Source organism: Ruegeria sp. AF2 (genome assembly GCF_056542025.1).
On the sequence record NZ_JBQFZC010000002.1, the window covers coordinates 291,301 to 306,963 of the forward strand.

Genomic DNA, 15,663 nt, shown 5'->3' on the forward strand with positions numbered 1-15,663 from the left:
TTCGGTTTCCTCGTTTCAGTTGTTGTCACCTAGGGCCAGAAGTTTGATTTCGGGCCCGTTTTTCGTGGAAATCCGCATCGCCGCCTGCCAGGCCCGAAGACCGGAACGGCAGGCAAGGATGAGGCGTCTGTTGTTTTGCAAAAGGGGGTCACGCGGATCGATTTCATCGACACTGAGGCGCTGAGCGCCAGCCAGCTCCGGGCCAGTTTCATCTGCGGCGCGTAGGTCGATTACCAGATCGTCGGCCCGAAGCATCTCTTGCGCTATGAAGTCCGGCTCTGGTGCGGGATCCGGTGCGCCGTCAAAGCGAAAACCGCCAAAGCGCATGCTGGTGGCGTCATAGGTCACCAGACGCCCCATTGGCGTAAGGTCCCCGCTCAGCACCGCAACCGCGATCTGCGCTTGCAGACTGCCGATCACACCCACCGTCGGGCCAAGCACGCCATCCGCGTCGCAGGAACCCAGCCTTGCAGGCAGATCCGGGAACAGAGCGCGCAGCCCCGGAGCCTTGTGGCAGAAGCCCCCGACATAGCCGTCCGAGCCCACAACGCTGGCGCTGATCAGCGGCAGATCGGCAGCAAGGCAAACATCCGAGGCCACATAGCTGGCGGCAAAACTGTCGGCACAATCCAGCACCAGATTGATGCCCTGACAAAGTTGCGAGGCATTGGCCGGATCAAAGCGGGTTTCGACCGGTTCGATCCGCACCTCATCATTCAGCGCCATCATTTCACGTGCTGCCACCTGCACTTTGGATTGCCCTATGTCGCGTTCACGGAACAGCGTTTGGCGGTGCAGGTTCGACAGGCTGATCTTGTCAGCATCAACCAAACGGATACGTCCCACACCGGCCCCGACCAGATATTGCAGCACTGGTGCGGCAAGCCCTCCTGCGCCAATCACCAGTACATGCGCGGTGCGCAGGTTTTCCTGCCCCGACGCGCCAAAGCCAAGTACAGCAATCTGGCGTGCATAGCGGCTCATAGGCAGATCCTTAGCCATTCGCGTACACGGGCTTCTGGGTCGTCCTTCAAGGTGATGTCGGTCACGGCGGACACGATGTCGGCCCCGGCGGCGAACGCACCCTGCGCGCGCTCGACCGACATGCCACCTATCGCCACAAGCGGAATAGGTCCGATCCGCGCCTTCCAGTCGGTCAGCTTTTCGACACCCTGCTGGTGCCATTTCATCTTTTTAAGAATGGTCGGATGAACGGGCCCGAGTGCCACATAGTCAGGCCGCAAAGCCAGCGCACGCTTAAGCTCTGCTTCGTCATGGGTTGAGACTCCAAGTTTCAATCCAGCAGCTCGGATCGCGTCAAGGTCAGCGGTATCCAGATCTTCCTGCCCTAGGTGCACCCAGTCGCAGTCAAGCTCAATCGCCAGCTCCCAATAGTCATTGACCACCAACAGCGCGCCGTGGTCGCGGCACAAATCCCGCGCCTCCGCCAACTGCGCGCGCACCGCATCCAGGGGATGTTCCTTGATGCGCAGCTGCACCAACCGCACTCCGAGCGGCAGCATTCGGCGCAGCCATGAGATGTCATCGAATATCGGGTAGAACGACGGCAGCGTCACAGCATGGCCTTTCCGAAAACAGGTGTTGAGGGCGCGGCCATGTCGCGCGGTTCCATAGCATCGGCACCGAAGGCCAAGGCACCGGCTTCAACCGCGCGGGCAAACGCTTGGGCCATCGCCGCCGGATCACCTGCCTTAACGACCGCCGTGTTCAGCAGCACCGCATCATAGCCGATTTCGATGGCCTGTGCCGCCTGTGATGGCAGGCCCAGCCCTGCATCAACCACAAGAGGCACCTCGGGAAAATGAGCCCGTACCGAGCGAAGGCCGTAAAGGTTGTTCAGCCCCAGTCCGGTGCCGATCGGCGCCCCCCAAGGCATCAACACACGACAGCCTGCCTCGATCAGTTTCTCGCACAGCACCAGATCTTCGGTGCAATAGGGGAAGACGTCGAACCCATCGTCGGCAAGGATGCGCGCCGCCTCCACAAGGCCGAACGGGTCGGGCTGCAGAGTGTCGGCATGGCCGATCACCTCAAGCTTGATCCAGTTGGTCTCGAAAAGTTCGCGCGCCATCTGCGCCGTAGTGACCGCTTCGCGTACTGAGTAGCACCCGGCGGTATTGGGCAACACCTCGACACCCAAATCACGGATCAGAGACCAGAAATCCTGCCCGGCCCTTTCACCACCCGCCTCGCGACGCAGCGACACCGTGGCAATGCCTGCGCCCGAACGTCGAAACGCATCGGCGAGCACTGCGGGCGACGGATACTGCGCGGTGCCCAACATCAGGCGCGACGCTATTTCCTTGCCGTAGAATTCCGGCATGTCAGCCCCCCTGCCGCGGCGAAACCAGCTCGATCCGGTCCCCATCGGAAAGCATTTGCGCCGCACGTGTTGATGCCGGAACGAACACCTCGTTCACCGCCGTGGCCAGTTTGTCATTGCCTTTGCCTAGTTCGACCAGAAGATCGGCAAGGCTGGGGCTTTTGGCCTCGACGGCCTCACCATTCACCATCAGTTTCATGTGGTTCTCCCCAGTGTTTTGTGTGCGATTTTCGTGTTTTGGCAGTTCTCGTACCAAAGCGCGGGCTGCGTGCCGCAGGTCACCAGATCTGCCACCATCCCTGCCAACGCCGGAGCAAGCAGATAGCCATGGCGGTACAGCCCGTTCACCATGATGCGATCGTCGAAGTGGCGGATGCGTGGCTGATTGTCCGCAAAGGCCGGGCGGGCATCGACTCCGATTTCCAGCAGCTCGGCTTCACCAAAGGCTGGATGCAACGCGTAGGCCGCATTCATTAGTTCCATCACGGATCGCAGGCTTGCGCGGCTGCGCTGCCCACTTTCGATCTGGGTTGCGCCCAACATGAATACGCCATCGCCGCGCGGTACGATGTAGAGCGGGAAACGAGGATGCAGCAGCCGCACGGGACGCGATAGCGACACGTCCGGGCAGCGCACGATGAGCATCTCACCCTTTACCCCGCGCAAATCGCTCAGCCGATCCTGCGCGGCGAGACCACGGCAGTCGATGACCTGACCCAGCGTTTCGCCTGCAGTCAGAAACTCAACGCCCGAAGCCACCAGGTGTGCATGCAACCCGGTCAACATCGGGCGGGGATTGAGATGCGCTTCATTCGCGATGAACAACACCTTGCCGAATTGCTCGGCCAGATGCGGCTCGTGGAGCGCGATGCCCTCGCGGTCCAGCCATTCCACGCCTTCGGCGCGCCGTGCAAACGTCGTCAGCTCGCTCTGATCCCGGCCCAGAGCGACAACCAAGGTACCGTTCCGGGTTACATCCAGACCGAACTGCGCCCCCTGCTTTTGCCACCAATCCGCTGCTTTACGCCCGTGTTCCACAACGGGCTGTTCGGCGACTGCGCCCTCGCATTCCGGCGACAACATGCCCCCGGCCCACCAGCTGCAGGAATGCGTATTCACGGGACCTGCCGGGTCGATCATCCGTACGGAAACACCGCGTGACACCAGCTCGGCTGCAACGCAAAGCCCGGCAACTCCTGCACCCAGTATGGTGACAGCGCTCATGCCCACATCTCGTGAAAATGATGCACCGGGCCGTGGCCTTGTCCAATCTCCAACCCGTCGGCACGTTTTATTGCAGCGTGCAGCCAGCCATGCGCCCGCCGCACCGCAGTCTCAAGATCCATGCCCCGCGCAAGGCAGCCCGCAATTGCTGCGGAATAACTGCAGCCAGTACCATGCGTGTTGCGGGTCGCGATCCGCGGTGCCCCCAGCGTGACAACGAACCCTGACTTTGCCAGCACATCAAGGCACTCAATGCCATCGGCATGGCCGCCCTTGATCAGAACCGCCTTAGGACCTAGCGCCAGCAACGGCGCAACCAGTCCGGCACTGTCGCCTTTATGGGTTTGTCCCAGCAGCTTGTCCGCCTCGGGCAGGTTTGGTGTCAGCAGGTCAGCGTGCGGCAGAAGATACTGCTTCAGCGCGGCAATCGCTTGATCCTCAAGCAGGGCGACCCCGGATTTCGCCACCATGACGGGGTCGAGGACTACAGGTCCGGAAAAACCTTCCAATGCACGGGCCACTGTTTCGACCAATGATGGCGTGCCCAGCATTCCGATCTTGATGGCGTCTATGCGGATGTCATCCAACACTGCCTTGATCTGAGCCGCGACCACATTGTCGGGGATCGGATGTACAGCCGTCACGTCACAGGTATTCTGCGCTGTGATCGCGGTGAGCACGCTGCAACCGTACACGCCCATCGCGCCGAATGATTTGAGATCCGCCTGAATGCCCGCGCCGCCTCCGCTGTCGGAGCCGGCAATCGTCAATGCAGTCGCAACCATGGCACATCCTTCGTTGTCATGGTCAGGATGTGCGTGGAAAGACCCAGAGCCTGCGTAGTGACACGAGTTGTGACACGGGGCGCCCGGTATGCCTGTTTCCTCCGCCGGTCCTAACCGGGTCAGGTTCAATGGGTTTGCATGTCTGCATCTCAGCCCCGAGGGGCACCCCAACAGATGGTTACCGATTATTGATGAGATCAGGTCTCGTCAACAATTTTGTTGCACACAGTTTGGTGGTTGCGACCTCCGCTTGAGTATTTCGATTAACTCGGGGTTTTGGTGAAGTCGCAAAATGGTGGCGTTTCCAGATGCTATGACCGGAGAACGACACAATAAGATAGGGACATACAGCGCCGAAACCGTGGACGTTTCATCAGCCCCGCGATCCGAGATCAAAGACAGAAACAGTCTTTTTGAGATTCTGTCACAAGTTACTGCTCATAGATGCAGATAGCTGCAGTGCGTGAATTGCGATGGGCAAATTCAGTTCACAAGCCGGCCGATAGTCTCATTTCAGGGCGCTCAACTGGCTTGGCCAAATCACCTAACCCGAAAATTGCCCATCGCAATGAAGAGGGCTCAGCCAAGATCTCGGGTGCAGGTCCAAACGACCCTCCAAGACAAATCGTCCAGCCGTAGAAAACCCGCGTTCGAAAGAATCCTTTTACAGGCCCGGACACCTTTGTGCCCATAAATGAGGCGATGGAATTCAATAACAATGGCTCGAATGCCCGACAGGTCCGCATTCCTCAAGAAATCCAGTTCCGCCCCCTCAATATCCATCACAAGAACCGTCGGAGCGAACTCTCGTTTCACCGCTTCGAAGTCTGCTTTAGCGACGTGCACTGATGTTGTTGAATCACCAGCATTATCAAAAACTGAAGACCCTAGATATGAAGCGTCAATATGAAACGGAATAGAGTCGGGATCCTTTGGATTGGCGCTTAGTATCGCATTCCGGACTTCGATCCGGTCTGAAAGCCCATTTAGGGCATGTAAACGACGGATGTGTGGAATTAGATTTGGATTGGCTTCAAAACTGAGAATAGCCTCTGGTTTGTTCTCGAGCGCGACAACACCACTCACGATACCCAGACCGGCGCCCATTTCCAGAATACGATCCTCCGGTTGAACGACGCTCAAAGCGCCATCCATTTCCCAGCTTTCATAGTTGTCCTGCTCGATCAGATTCATGATCGTTTCGTCCAGAAATGGCGATGAAGGTATCTTCAATCCACGGTACTGGATCGCAACATCAGGGTTCGTTTCGGTCATTCTTGCTCCATTCCAAGGATGAGCGGTCGGTAGAGCATGTTTTGCATAAGGTCAGACTATTTGCATCAAACATCATGTCGGTAATCTCGCATAGAGGTCCGACATATTCGTCTTCAGAACCTCGTTGAACCACTCAACCGACAAGTCAAACTCGTGTTCAGGATAATAAGTATCCAAACCCCGGAAAGGGCGGACCTGCACATCATCGAGAAGACCATGACCCCTCAATCTTTCTTCCGTGTCCTTGTCGTATTTTCGGATAATGTCATGAAGCTCTTGAACAGCATTCATAGAAGATGAATTTTTCAGGAATTGGACCTGTTCATAGCGGAAATCGTTGCTGCCCTTAGGTGATTCATATGTGCCCATATCATGATATCTCAGCAATTTGAGCATCCAGTGGATTTCGGTCAGTCCGTCAAAGTGACAAATGACCGATTGTTGAGAAACATGTCGCTTGATGTTGCCTCTCCACCGCTGTGGCGCATGAACACCTAACTTGATGTTTTTCCCCGTTCGGGTGGCGCTTTTTCCGAAACGATGCGCACAAAATCCTCTGTCGCTGTACTTGAGTCGTTCTTCTCCGAATAAGCTTCGGGCGACATAGCCGCGGGTGTGCTTAGGCTTCAGCATAAGACCACCAAAAAGTCCGGGTGTGGTGTCCTCGGTTGAAAACACACGCTCGCCATTAGGAATTGAAATCGTATCAACATCCGAGGGCAGGTCAGCAAGCTCTTGTGCAAAATCATCGGCTTGCAGATACTCGTCCGCATCGAGGAAAAGCATCCAATCGACTTTTGCTTCTCGATAGGCTTTTGTCGCTATCAGCCTTTGGCGTCTGAAACTGTTTTCTGGATAAGCACAGTCCCAGTTTCTTCGAAAAAACGTGTCATCCATCACTTCAACGCGACAGTTCGGTATCTGAGCCAGAAGTTGCCGCGCTTTCGGATCATCACCATCCAGAAAGATAAAGATCTCTTGCGCGCCGAGTGACGCATAATAGGAAGCAAATATAGCCACCAGCTCTGGCGGCTCTTTGACCATAGTAACGACACCCCAGGTGGCCATCTTCAAAGGAGTCCTGTGTTTGGGAAGGGCCAAAATCGCTGATTGCACGTCTTTAGAGTCACCGGCTTCCTCTATTGCCCAGTAAGTCTGGATTTGTGGCAACCTTGATCGGTGAATTTTCCGCCTTAAGCAAGAGCATCCTGAGGTCTTATTGGACGATCCGATTTAAGACAGTTTGGGTGATCTTACGACCTTTGTCGGGGAGGACTGAGAAAACTGGACCAAAGTTGAGGTAACCAAACAATTACTGCTTATTGCGAGCCCCTAAAGTTTGATCTTTACCGCTCGTTCTTTTTCGCGAAACACAAAGGTGCGAGAATTCTGACTAACGGACCTGCGCTACAGACAGTTCATATTGGACGGTTGGGTCACCATCACAATTGCGGTTGTATCGGGATCATTAAACCAGTGGATCGAATACCGGAGCCATGCTAATGCGGAGCAAGCGAAAAATATAACGGGCATCGATCCAGCATGGATATTTCTCCAGTAATTTCATCGTTTTGGCATGGATCCAGTCTGACTTTTTTCGAGCAACTCTGCCTCAAAAGCTTTGTGGATCACGGCCATAAGGTCAAGTTGTACTCTTTGAATGAAATCACGAATACGCCACCGGGCGTTGAAAATGCGGATGCACGTATTTTCTTACCTGACCACCTGAAAATATGGCGAAACGAAAAGCGAAACAGCGCTTATGCCCCGTTGTCGGATTTTTTCAGGATCAACATGCTTCGGGAATCCGACGAAATCTGGATGGATTGCGATATGTTGTGTATGCAGCCGATCCCCGACATTCAGTATATTTTCGCAAAAGAGAAACGCTATTATAACAATGCGGCTCTCCGGCTGCCGCACAGTTCTCCAACATTGCAGGGTATGCATGACTTTATGAACGGGTCTGAGATCGTGATCCCCAATGACTGGCCGTGGAAAAAGAATATTGATGTTTCCATCGGCAAGTCCAATGAAGACGGCTCTTTCTCGGTACCGTTGGAAAACCTGTCGCAGCTGCCATTTTATACGTTCGGGCCTCAGGCTATCTCGTATTTCCTGGGCAAAAACGGTGAAGTCAAACACGCCCTGCCACCCGAGTCATTCTATTCCCAAGAACCTACGGCCATGCGCTTGAATTATTTCCGGCCGCGGTTTTCCCGCATATCGCTCAATGAAAACGCGTTGGGGGTTCATCACATTGGCGGCTCAAGCATGCGCAAGAAATACAATATGGACGGTGGGTTTCCTTTGCCGCATCCCAACAGCCAGGTCGCCAAGCTATGCAAGAAACATGACATCGATCCCTCTAAGGCGATGCCACAGGATGTGCTGAAGTCTGTTGACCAAGATTAAAATGTCTGGGCAAGTCAAAAGCGCCAGTCTGTGTCCAGGTTTGGGGCGATCGCAAACAATAACACTAGGTGTCATCTGCTAATACCGTAGTGCCAAGTTGTTTGGCGGACGGTTTCCCAACCGGCCATTGCATTGAGTACAACGGACAACAACTTGGCAATCAAAGTAATGGCGGTCGCTTCAGGCAAGGATGATAAACTGCGACACTGTCAACATATTCGATTGTCTTCCTACGGATAGAGCCTTTACTTTTTCTGGCGTAGAAATTTCACTACGATTACTTGCAGCGGCGCAGGTACGGCCATATCAGAATACTGGGGTGAATAGGGCCGAATGTTATGAAGCCCGAACACAGATCTTGGATTAATCTGGGGTCCAGTTTAAGGGATAGGCGAATGTCAAAGAAGCTGGCTACAGATCACAAGGATATTCGCCGATCATCTATCCCGGCCTTTAACACCAGAAGACCGACTAAAAGCATGTCTTTGTCGACCCGGTCGCTCTGACCGGGTGTGAACAAAGATGTCTACGCTTAACGATAATGATCTGAACCAACCTCCTCAGCCTGATCAAGGATGGTCACGTGAACTTGTTGCACTTGAGCGGGCTATTGTGGTTCCGCCCGCAGTCTCCGATACGGTGCAGGAAGCCGGTGTTCTGACTGAAGACCGGGAATATTGCGCGCATGGGGCGCTTTGGCGGGGAAAGCGTGCCATGACCACCCAACCGGTATCGCCAACAGACCCTTTGCCGCAATTGTCGGGTCGCTGGCTTTATGCCGGGCTGTTATGGGTACACTTTGGTCATTTCCTGGCTGAAAGCACCGCACGTCTTTGGCCGCTGCCGGCAATCGCGAAGGATATTGATGGGGTCCTCTTTACCCCCAAGCGACCCGCCAATGGGGATGAAACGCGCCCCATGCAGCATAATTTTTTTGCGCTTTTGGGTATTGATCTTCCAATCAAAGTGGTGACCGAGCCAACTCAGATAGAACATCTGCATGTGCCCGGTCAGGGGTTTGGGCTGGGCCCGATTGTGGCGGGAACGCCTGAATATCGTGCCTTGATCCATCAAAATTTTGGCGCCGACGTTCCCCCTGATGGGCCGGAGCGGCTTTATATCTCGCGCGCGGGTCTTGGAATACGGCGGGGTGGCGTTATCGGAGAAGAGTTTCTCGAAGAGAATTTGCGCCAGAACGGTTACGAGATTTTCTATCCGGAACAACACCCGATGGAAAAGCAGATCGCGCGTTACAAAGCCGCCCGTCAGATCGTTGCACTAGACGGGTCGGCACTGCATCTTTTTGCTCTGGTAGGCCGTCCAGATCAGCAGGTTGCAATGATCCCGCGCCGCACTTCTTCGGTGCATCACAATATCTCGGCTCAGCTAGCGGCCTTTTGCGGGCAAGAGCCTTTAGTCGCCAATGCCATTCGCACTGATTGGGTATTGGCTTCGCGCGGTCGCCCCAACCGCCATTCACTTGGAGAGCTTGACATGTCCAGATTGCATAAAATGCTTGCCGATGCAGGATTTGTCTCACCTGATCTGGCCTGGGAAGAAATGTTCTGGCGGCAGCGGCGGCGAACCATCCGAAAACTGGAAAAAGCCCTTGGCGACCAGCTGGTTCCCATCCATCAAGAGACCGCTGACTAATGCAGCTAATCCTGGATATACGCGACACAGCTCGGGATCAGGCGCACCAAGCCAATGGGGTTGCGTCTGTTTTGAGTATCGATAACGCGGATTTGCAGCAGCAACTGGTTGCGTTTGCGCAGATTACGCGGCGAAGACGTGCAAAGGCCGAGCCGCCCGAATTTTTGCCCGCACTCGCCAGTGCGATTGCTAATGAGCGACCGCGGTTCATGCTTTTGGCCATGCCAGCGCTATCAGAAAACCTCAACACGGAAGTCTCTGTTGGTCGAGTCCACGAAGTTTTGGGGCAATTGGCGGCCGACATCCTGATTTTGACTGATCTTGATTCAGGATCTGATCGCGCCAGAATTTGGGCCGCACAATTTGGTGCCGATGCGATAGTTAACCGGATTGAATGGCCAGATGATCTGACTGCACAGCCTCCTGCATTCTCTACCCTGGCCTCCTCTGCAAAAGAAGAATTCACTCCAAAAGAAGTGCTGCCATTTGCCCGTCGCTTCTTGCCGCGCAATGACCTGACCAGTTTTGACGAAAGTCGACCCATGGGTGACACGGTGCCGGTGGACCTCAGGCCGCCAGAGGGTACCAGCGGCACGGTGCTGATCGGTTGCATGAAAAACGAAGGCCCTTTCCTATTGGAATGGATTGCATACCACCAATCGATCGGGGTGCATCACTTTGTTATCTATACCAATGGCTGCGAGGATGGCACGAATCTGATGCTGGATGCGCTGGCCAAAACCGGTCTGGTCACGCATGTCGACAACAACAAATGGAAGGGCAATTCCCCGCAACAGTGGGCTCTGAACCAGTCTGCAAAGCTCAAGGTGGTCAAACGTGCTGATTGGGTTATCCATATTGATGTGGATGAGTTTATCAACATCCGCTTTGGTAACGGGACACTGCCGGAACTTTATAAGCGCCTGCCCGACGGAGTCAGCAATATTGCCATGACCTGGCGGCAATTTGGGTCGGCCGGGATAAAGACCTACGAAGACAGGCCGGTCCTGGCGCAATTTGACCGATGCGCTCCGTCATATCTGCCCAAACCGCATACCGCTTGGGGCTTCAAGACCGCCACCAGGAATATTCGTGCCTATCGTAAACTAAGCTGTCACCGGCCAAATAAGCTGAAAGAAGCAAAAGCCGAACAGGTGCTATGGGTCAATGGATCGGGTCAGGATATCACGCACAAAGTGGCAAAGAATGGCTGGAGGTCCGATATCAAGACCATCGGTTATGAACTGGTCCAGCTAAACCACTACGCACTAAGATCTGCGCAGTCTTTCTTGGTCAAGCGTCAACGCGGACGAGCCCTGCATGTGGATCGCACTGTCGGGCGCAACTATTGGATACGGATGGATTGGAACCAGTATCAGGACGTCACTATCCAACGCAACCTGGCCAGATTGTCAGTGGCGATGGAAGCGTTGCTAGCCATTCCCCAGATTGCGCAGCTACACGAAAAAGCTGTTGCCTGGCACCAGGCTAAGATTGAGTTTTTGATGGATGAGCCCGAGTTTCGCAACCTTTATGACGAGATCACCAGCATCGAACTTGAGGATTTGCAACGGATCCGCGCCATCATAGATGCGGATATGCAAAGCTGACTTATCCTGCCGCAATGATCAGATTCAGAGAACGGCCCCGGCTGTCGCAGATAGCGCGCGGCTGATATTCATTCGCCAACTAAAAGACCGCCGATAACCAAAAGTTGACGAATAACCCTTCAAAATCTTAGCGAGAGACATGACATGCCGCCATCCAGCTTGGCGCAATCGGTGTTGTCAATTTCTACGATCTCATACCCTTCACGATCCAACATGTCTGCTGTGCGCGAGAAGCCTGCGGCCATCAGCACCAGATTGTTGAAGCGGATCGCGTTGGCAGCAGCTTCTTCCCCATCAGCAACATGAAGCACTCGGTAGCCCTCAAAGCAGCCTGATGCATCAAGTCTTCGGGTAGACAGGATTGTTTCGGCATCCATCAGTGAACAATCTGTCTTGAAGTGCAAAACGCCTTCCGGTGTAAACACTTCGCGCAGTTTGTGGCCCCACGCGGAGGTGATTTTAGACAGCTCGGCGACACCTTCAGCGTCCGTGCGGTCTGATCTGCCCACCAAAATTTCGCGACCGGTTACAAGAATATCTCCGCCCTCGATATGGCCGGGGCCGTTGATTTCCAGAACCGTCTCGTAGCAAGCGCGAAGATTTGGCGCCATTTCTGCCACCTCACCCATCCGCGATGGTACGCCTGGTCGCATCAGCACAGCGCCTTGCGGTAGGCAAAGGGCCGTATCCTCGACAAACTGTGCGTCGGGGAACGCGTCAAGGGGATCAAGTTCGATCACTTCAGCCCCGGTGCTTTTCAGTGCAGCCACATAAGCCTTATGTGCCGCCATCATTCCTTCGAAATCGGGGTTTCCAATATCCTTTGCACGCAAACCGCCGGCAATGGTCGCAGCCGGGCGGCGGGTGATTGCGCGGGAGAACTCAAAGGTCGGGTCTGACATGTTTCAATCTTTCTGAGGTTCACATTTCGGAGCGATGACTTCGATCATTGCAGGCCCATCTAAAGCGACAGTTTCGCGCAACGCCTGCGCGACAGCCTGTGGTTCGGCCGGAACCTTGGTGAATGGAATGCCAAAAGACTTGGCTGATGCAGAAAAATTCGGGGGCGAAGGATCACAACCTATGACGGTCACACCCACATCCCGCATCGACGCGGCAATTTCCTGGTATCCATGATTGTTCCAGATCACGAAGGTGACCGGCAGGTTTTCATCTGCTGCGGCCATGATTTCAGGCAATGAAAACTGTGCACCTCCATCGCCGACAATGCAGATCGCCCTTGCAGTCGGATCGGCGATTGACGCGCCGATGGCAGCGGGTATCCCGTAGCCGAGCGCGCCATATCCCGTTGCTGCGTTGAACCAACCTCCGGCCCGGTCGTGGTCGTAGAAAAGATTGCCGGCATAAATTGGTTGGGTTGAGTCTCCGACCATCAATGCATTCGGAACTGCCGAGCGAATGGCGTTCAGGATTTCGACCTGATGGCGATAGTCCGGACCAATTTCCTGCCAGGCGGCGCGGCGTGTTTTGCTGGCGCGTTCGGCACCGTCGTCTTGCTTTGCCTCATTGGACAATGCCCCAAACAGCGCCGGTACAACCAAATTAACGTCACCTTGAATGGTTAGCGCTGCCTCATGTCGCGCCAGTTGATCGCTGCAGCGATCCACCTGTATCAGGCCTGACCTTCCTGCTATTTGCTCGGTGCCGTACATGTCATAGTCGGTTGGCCCCAATTCGGTTCCCAAAGCCAGAACGCAATCAGCGCTTTCTATCAGCTCGCGTACTGCTTTGAGGCTCGGGCTGGCAGGAACGGTCAGTGGATGTCGGTGCATCATGCCCCGTGCGTTGACGGTTTGCACGACGGGGGCATCGAGGGTTTCAGCCAATGTCTGTAAATCGGTTTCCGCTTTTTTCGCGCCACCGCCCGCCAGAATGACAACTCGATTTGCTTTAGCCAGTTGCCTTGCCGCTTGTGAGATTAAATCTGGATTGACCGGGGGTGCTGGATCGAGCGTCTCGACTGGTGTTTTTTGATATTTTTCTGCTGCTACATCCAACGGGACCTCTATATGCACCGGCCCTGGGCGACCGTTGGTGAGGTCGTGAAAAACACGGTCCAAGACCGGGTCCAGAGCGTTGGAGTCGGGAACTTGTTCTGACACCAACGCAACTGTTCTGGCCAGCCCCAGTTGGTCTGGCAATTCATGCAGATGTCCCAAGCCCTTGCCAAGTGAAGCGGTTTTATTGACACCAGAGACCACCAACATCGGAATTGAATCAGCGCGCGCCTGCGCCATCGGTGTCAAGGTGTTGGTCAATCCGGGGCCGGTGATCACAAAGGTCACACCCGGTTTCCCCGAAACACGCGCGTAGCCATCAGCCATGAAACCAGCACCCTGTTCATGCCTGGGCGTGATATGACGAATGCCCGAAGCCGCAAGACCGCGGTAAAGTTCGACCGTGTGAACGCCCGGAATTCCGAAGACGCAGGTCACATCTCTTTGGCGAAGCTTGGCAACCAAAGCTTCGCCGATTGTCATTCCGCTCATGCAACCTCGCGTGATTTGCTGTTGGCGTGATCAATGATGCGAGAAACCGCTGTGGCAAAATCGGCGTCACTAATCGTCAGCGCGACCCGGACCCAGTCTTTCAGACCGTCGCCAAAGGCGGACCCTGGCATGACAGCCACCCCGGCCTGTAACAGATCCCACGCATAAGCTTCACCATCAAACCCGGTGGCAGAAACGTTGATGAGGGCGAACATTCCCGCCTCTGGGCGATGAACCGTCAGATCCGTTTCTGCTTCAAGACGATCAGCCAGCAGGGTGGCGCGGCCAGAGAAACGAGCGGCCATGCCGGGCGCAACCTCGGACCCGTCGCGGATTGCCTTTTCGGTCATGTCCGCGATGAAGGGCTGATTGCCAAAGAGCATTGTTTCGGAATACGGCAGCAGCGCTTCACAAAACGCTGCTGGTCCGACACACCAACCGCTACGAAACCCTGGGGCAGCATGTGATTTCGAGATGGATGATACACCTATGACACGATCCGCCAGTTTCGGGTCTGCCAATGGTGAAGCAAATTCGGCCTCGTCAAAGATCAGTTCTTCATAGACCTCGTCCGAGATGATCCATAAATCGTGCGCCATGGCGAGCTGCCCGATTTCGGCAATTTCCGTGGTAGTCAGAATTGCACCTGTCGGGTTGTGTGGCGTTGTCAGAAGAATGGCGCGGCTGCGTGGAGTGATGCGTGCAGCAATATCTTCGGCTTGCATGCGAAACCCGTGCTCTGGCCGAAGCGGCACAGGCACCATATCCGCCCCGGATGCACGCACGACTCCTTCGTATGTCGCGTACATCGGATCACCAACCAAAACCTCGTCTCCGGCCTCTGCAATCCCGGACATCACTGCGAATAGGGCGGTTTGCGTCCCGGGAAAGCACAAAAAGTTCTCGGGTCCGAAGGGCCGCCCACGAGAGGTTGAATAGCGAGCAGCAAGCGCGTCAAGCAGTCCGGCTTCACCGCGCCCGTTGGAATACCCTGTCCGTTGTGCCCGCAAGGAGGTTACGGTGGCTTCTACCAATGCGGCTGGCACGGGCACATCCGGCTCTCCAATCGTCATTTCGACGATATCCGCTCCGGCTTTGATAAGGTCACGTGCTTTCAGGTGTACACCCCATTTGGCACCACCCAACCCCGCTAAACGCTCAGTCACAGATGTGGTCTTCATGGCTGCTCCGCCTCTTTGTTCAATGGTATCGCTAAGATGGCGCTTACCGAGTCCAAGCCGATCTGCGCCAGTTGCCCTTCGGAAAACGCGTCCGGAAGCGCACCGCCTTCCAGCCAAAGGCCGTCGATTACCGCGTTGCAAGCAATGGCCAGTTGCGTTGCCTCCGTTGCAGCAACTGAACGTCCGGTTTCCAGCAATGCAGCGACGATCAGCTCCTCGAGGTGACCCCGGAAATAGTTATAGGTCTGCTGGTGAATGCGCTGCATTTTTGAATCATGTTGCACCTTGTTCAGAAAGCTGGCCCACAACGCCACAGCGCTTGGATCAACGATTGGTGGTCGCAGCGACGCGTCAACGAAGTTGGTCAACTGAGATACCGCGCTTCCCATTCCTGACGAAGCTGCTGTCTGATCGGTTAGCGTATTCATGTGGTGCTCATACGCCGCTTGAACCAACTCTTCTTTTGAAGAGAAATAATGACGGATCAACCCTTGGGTCACGTTCGCGCGGGCTGCAATCTCACGCACCGTGGCACCGCGGACGCCCATCTCGGCGATCAGGTCCAAAGTCGCCAATATCAGCGCCTCGCGCCGAAACTCAGCAGACTCACGTTTAAATTTGCGGCTGTCGTCCTGCACGTCAGTGTCATCCATGGCATGGAGTTAT

At 55.1% G+C, this 15,663-nt stretch carries 15 protein-coding genes and 1 riboswitch; of the genes, 3 read left to right on the forward strand and 12 right to left on the reverse strand.

Features of this window, described 5'->3' with window-relative positions:
* Positions 1-15: 15 nt before the first annotated feature.
* The 8 genes from ACR0NM_RS09090 to ACR0NM_RS09125 all read right to left on the reverse strand — a co-directional run bounded on the left by ACR0NM_RS09090 (position 16) and on the right by ACR0NM_RS09125 (position 6,696).
* Positions 16-984 (reverse strand): ThiF family adenylyltransferase, encoded by a 969-nt coding sequence (locus tag ACR0NM_RS09090; RefSeq protein ID WP_480614218.1) that lies wholly within the window; start codon positions 982-984, stop codon positions 16-18.
* Entirely contained in the window at positions 981-1,577 is a 597-nt protein-coding gene (locus ACR0NM_RS09095) for a thiamine phosphate synthase (RefSeq protein ID WP_170561737.1), read from the reverse strand. The genes ACR0NM_RS09090 and ACR0NM_RS09095 overlap by 4 nt, the downstream gene beginning before the upstream one ends.
* Complete coding sequence (locus ACR0NM_RS09100; RefSeq protein ID WP_170625590.1) at positions 1,574-2,344, reverse strand: thiazole synthase; 771 nt, start codon at positions 2,342-2,344, stop codon at positions 1,574-1,576. Before ACR0NM_RS09100 ends, ACR0NM_RS09095 begins: the two co-directional genes overlap by 4 nt.
* 1 nt (position 2,345) lies before the next feature.
* Positions 2,346-2,543 carry a sulfur carrier protein ThiS gene (gene thiS / locus ACR0NM_RS09105; protein ID WP_480614220.1) on the reverse strand — a complete coding sequence of 66 codons (198 nt, stop codon included), beginning with the start codon at positions 2,541-2,543 and terminating at the stop codon, positions 2,346-2,348.
* A complete protein-coding gene (locus tag ACR0NM_RS09110; RefSeq protein WP_480614222.1) occupies positions 2,540-3,568 on the reverse strand; it encodes an FAD-dependent oxidoreductase in 1,029 nt (342 codons plus the stop codon). Before ACR0NM_RS09110 ends, thiS begins: the two co-directional genes overlap by 4 nt.
* The gene (gene thiD, locus ACR0NM_RS09115; protein WP_480614224.1) at positions 3,565-4,353 is read right to left on the reverse strand and encodes a bifunctional hydroxymethylpyrimidine kinase/phosphomethylpyrimidine kinase; all 789 of its coding nucleotides are present in this window, start codon (positions 4,351-4,353) and stop codon (positions 3,565-3,567) included. The genes ACR0NM_RS09110 and thiD overlap by 4 nt, the downstream gene beginning before the upstream one ends.
* Before the next feature lie 79 nt (positions 4,354-4,432).
* A riboswitch (TPP riboswitch) is annotated at positions 4,433-4,533 on the reverse strand.
* A gap of 399 nt (positions 4,534-4,932) precedes the next feature.
* Positions 4,933-5,628: an FkbM family methyltransferase gene (locus tag ACR0NM_RS09120; RefSeq protein WP_480614226.1), complete on the reverse strand. Its 696-nt coding sequence runs from the start codon at positions 5,626-5,628 to the stop codon at positions 4,933-4,935.
* A 72-nt stretch (positions 5,629-5,700) separates the two neighbouring features.
* Entirely contained in the window at positions 5,701-6,696 is a 996-nt protein-coding gene (locus ACR0NM_RS09125) for a glycosyltransferase family 2 protein (RefSeq protein ID WP_480614228.1), read from the reverse strand.
* A 474-nt stretch (positions 6,697-7,170) separates the two neighbouring features.
* Here ACR0NM_RS09125 and ACR0NM_RS09130 point away from each other — a divergent pair, with 474 nt between their 5' ends.
* The 3 genes from ACR0NM_RS09130 (at position 7,171) to ACR0NM_RS09140 (ending at position 11,306) form a co-directional block, all read left to right on the forward strand.
* On the forward strand, positions 7,171-8,043 hold the full coding sequence (locus ACR0NM_RS09130) for a glycosyltransferase family 32 protein (RefSeq protein ID WP_480614229.1): 873 nt from the start codon (positions 7,171-7,173) through the stop codon (positions 8,041-8,043).
* Between the two features lie 522 nt (positions 8,044-8,565).
* Positions 8,566-9,696: a glycosyltransferase family 61 protein gene (locus ACR0NM_RS09135; RefSeq protein WP_480614231.1), complete on the forward strand. Its 1,131-nt coding sequence runs from the start codon at positions 8,566-8,568 to the stop codon at positions 9,694-9,696.
* Entirely contained in the window at positions 9,696-11,306 is a 1,611-nt protein-coding gene (locus ACR0NM_RS09140; RefSeq protein ID WP_480614233.1) for a glycosyltransferase family 2 protein, read from the forward strand. Before ACR0NM_RS09135 ends, ACR0NM_RS09140 begins: the two co-directional genes overlap by 1 nt.
* Positions 11,307-11,425: 119 nt before the next feature.
* On the opposite strand, the gene ACR0NM_RS09145 is transcribed toward ACR0NM_RS09140, so the two are convergent.
* The 4 genes from ACR0NM_RS09145 to ACR0NM_RS09160 are packed head-to-tail and all read right to left on the reverse strand — an operon-like array spanning position 11,426 to position 15,650.
* Positions 11,426-12,208, reverse strand: coding sequence for an arginine deiminase family protein (locus ACR0NM_RS09145; RefSeq protein ID WP_170561710.1), 783 nt, complete (start codon positions 12,206-12,208; stop codon positions 11,426-11,428).
* A gap of 3 nt (positions 12,209-12,211) precedes the next feature.
* Positions 12,212-13,816 (reverse strand): 5-guanidino-2-oxopentanoate decarboxylase, encoded by a 1,605-nt coding sequence (locus tag ACR0NM_RS09150; RefSeq protein WP_480614235.1) that lies wholly within the window; start codon positions 13,814-13,816, stop codon positions 12,212-12,214.
* Positions 13,813-14,997 carry a pyridoxal phosphate-dependent aminotransferase gene (locus tag ACR0NM_RS09155; protein ID WP_480568435.1) on the reverse strand — a complete coding sequence of 395 codons (1,185 nt, stop codon included), beginning with the start codon at positions 14,995-14,997 and terminating at the stop codon, positions 13,813-13,815. Before ACR0NM_RS09155 ends, ACR0NM_RS09150 begins: the two co-directional genes overlap by 4 nt.
* Entirely contained in the window at positions 14,994-15,650 is a 657-nt protein-coding gene (locus ACR0NM_RS09160; protein WP_480568438.1) for a TetR/AcrR family transcriptional regulator, read from the reverse strand. Before ACR0NM_RS09160 ends, ACR0NM_RS09155 begins: the two co-directional genes overlap by 4 nt.
* Positions 15,651-15,663: the final 13 nt, after the last annotated feature.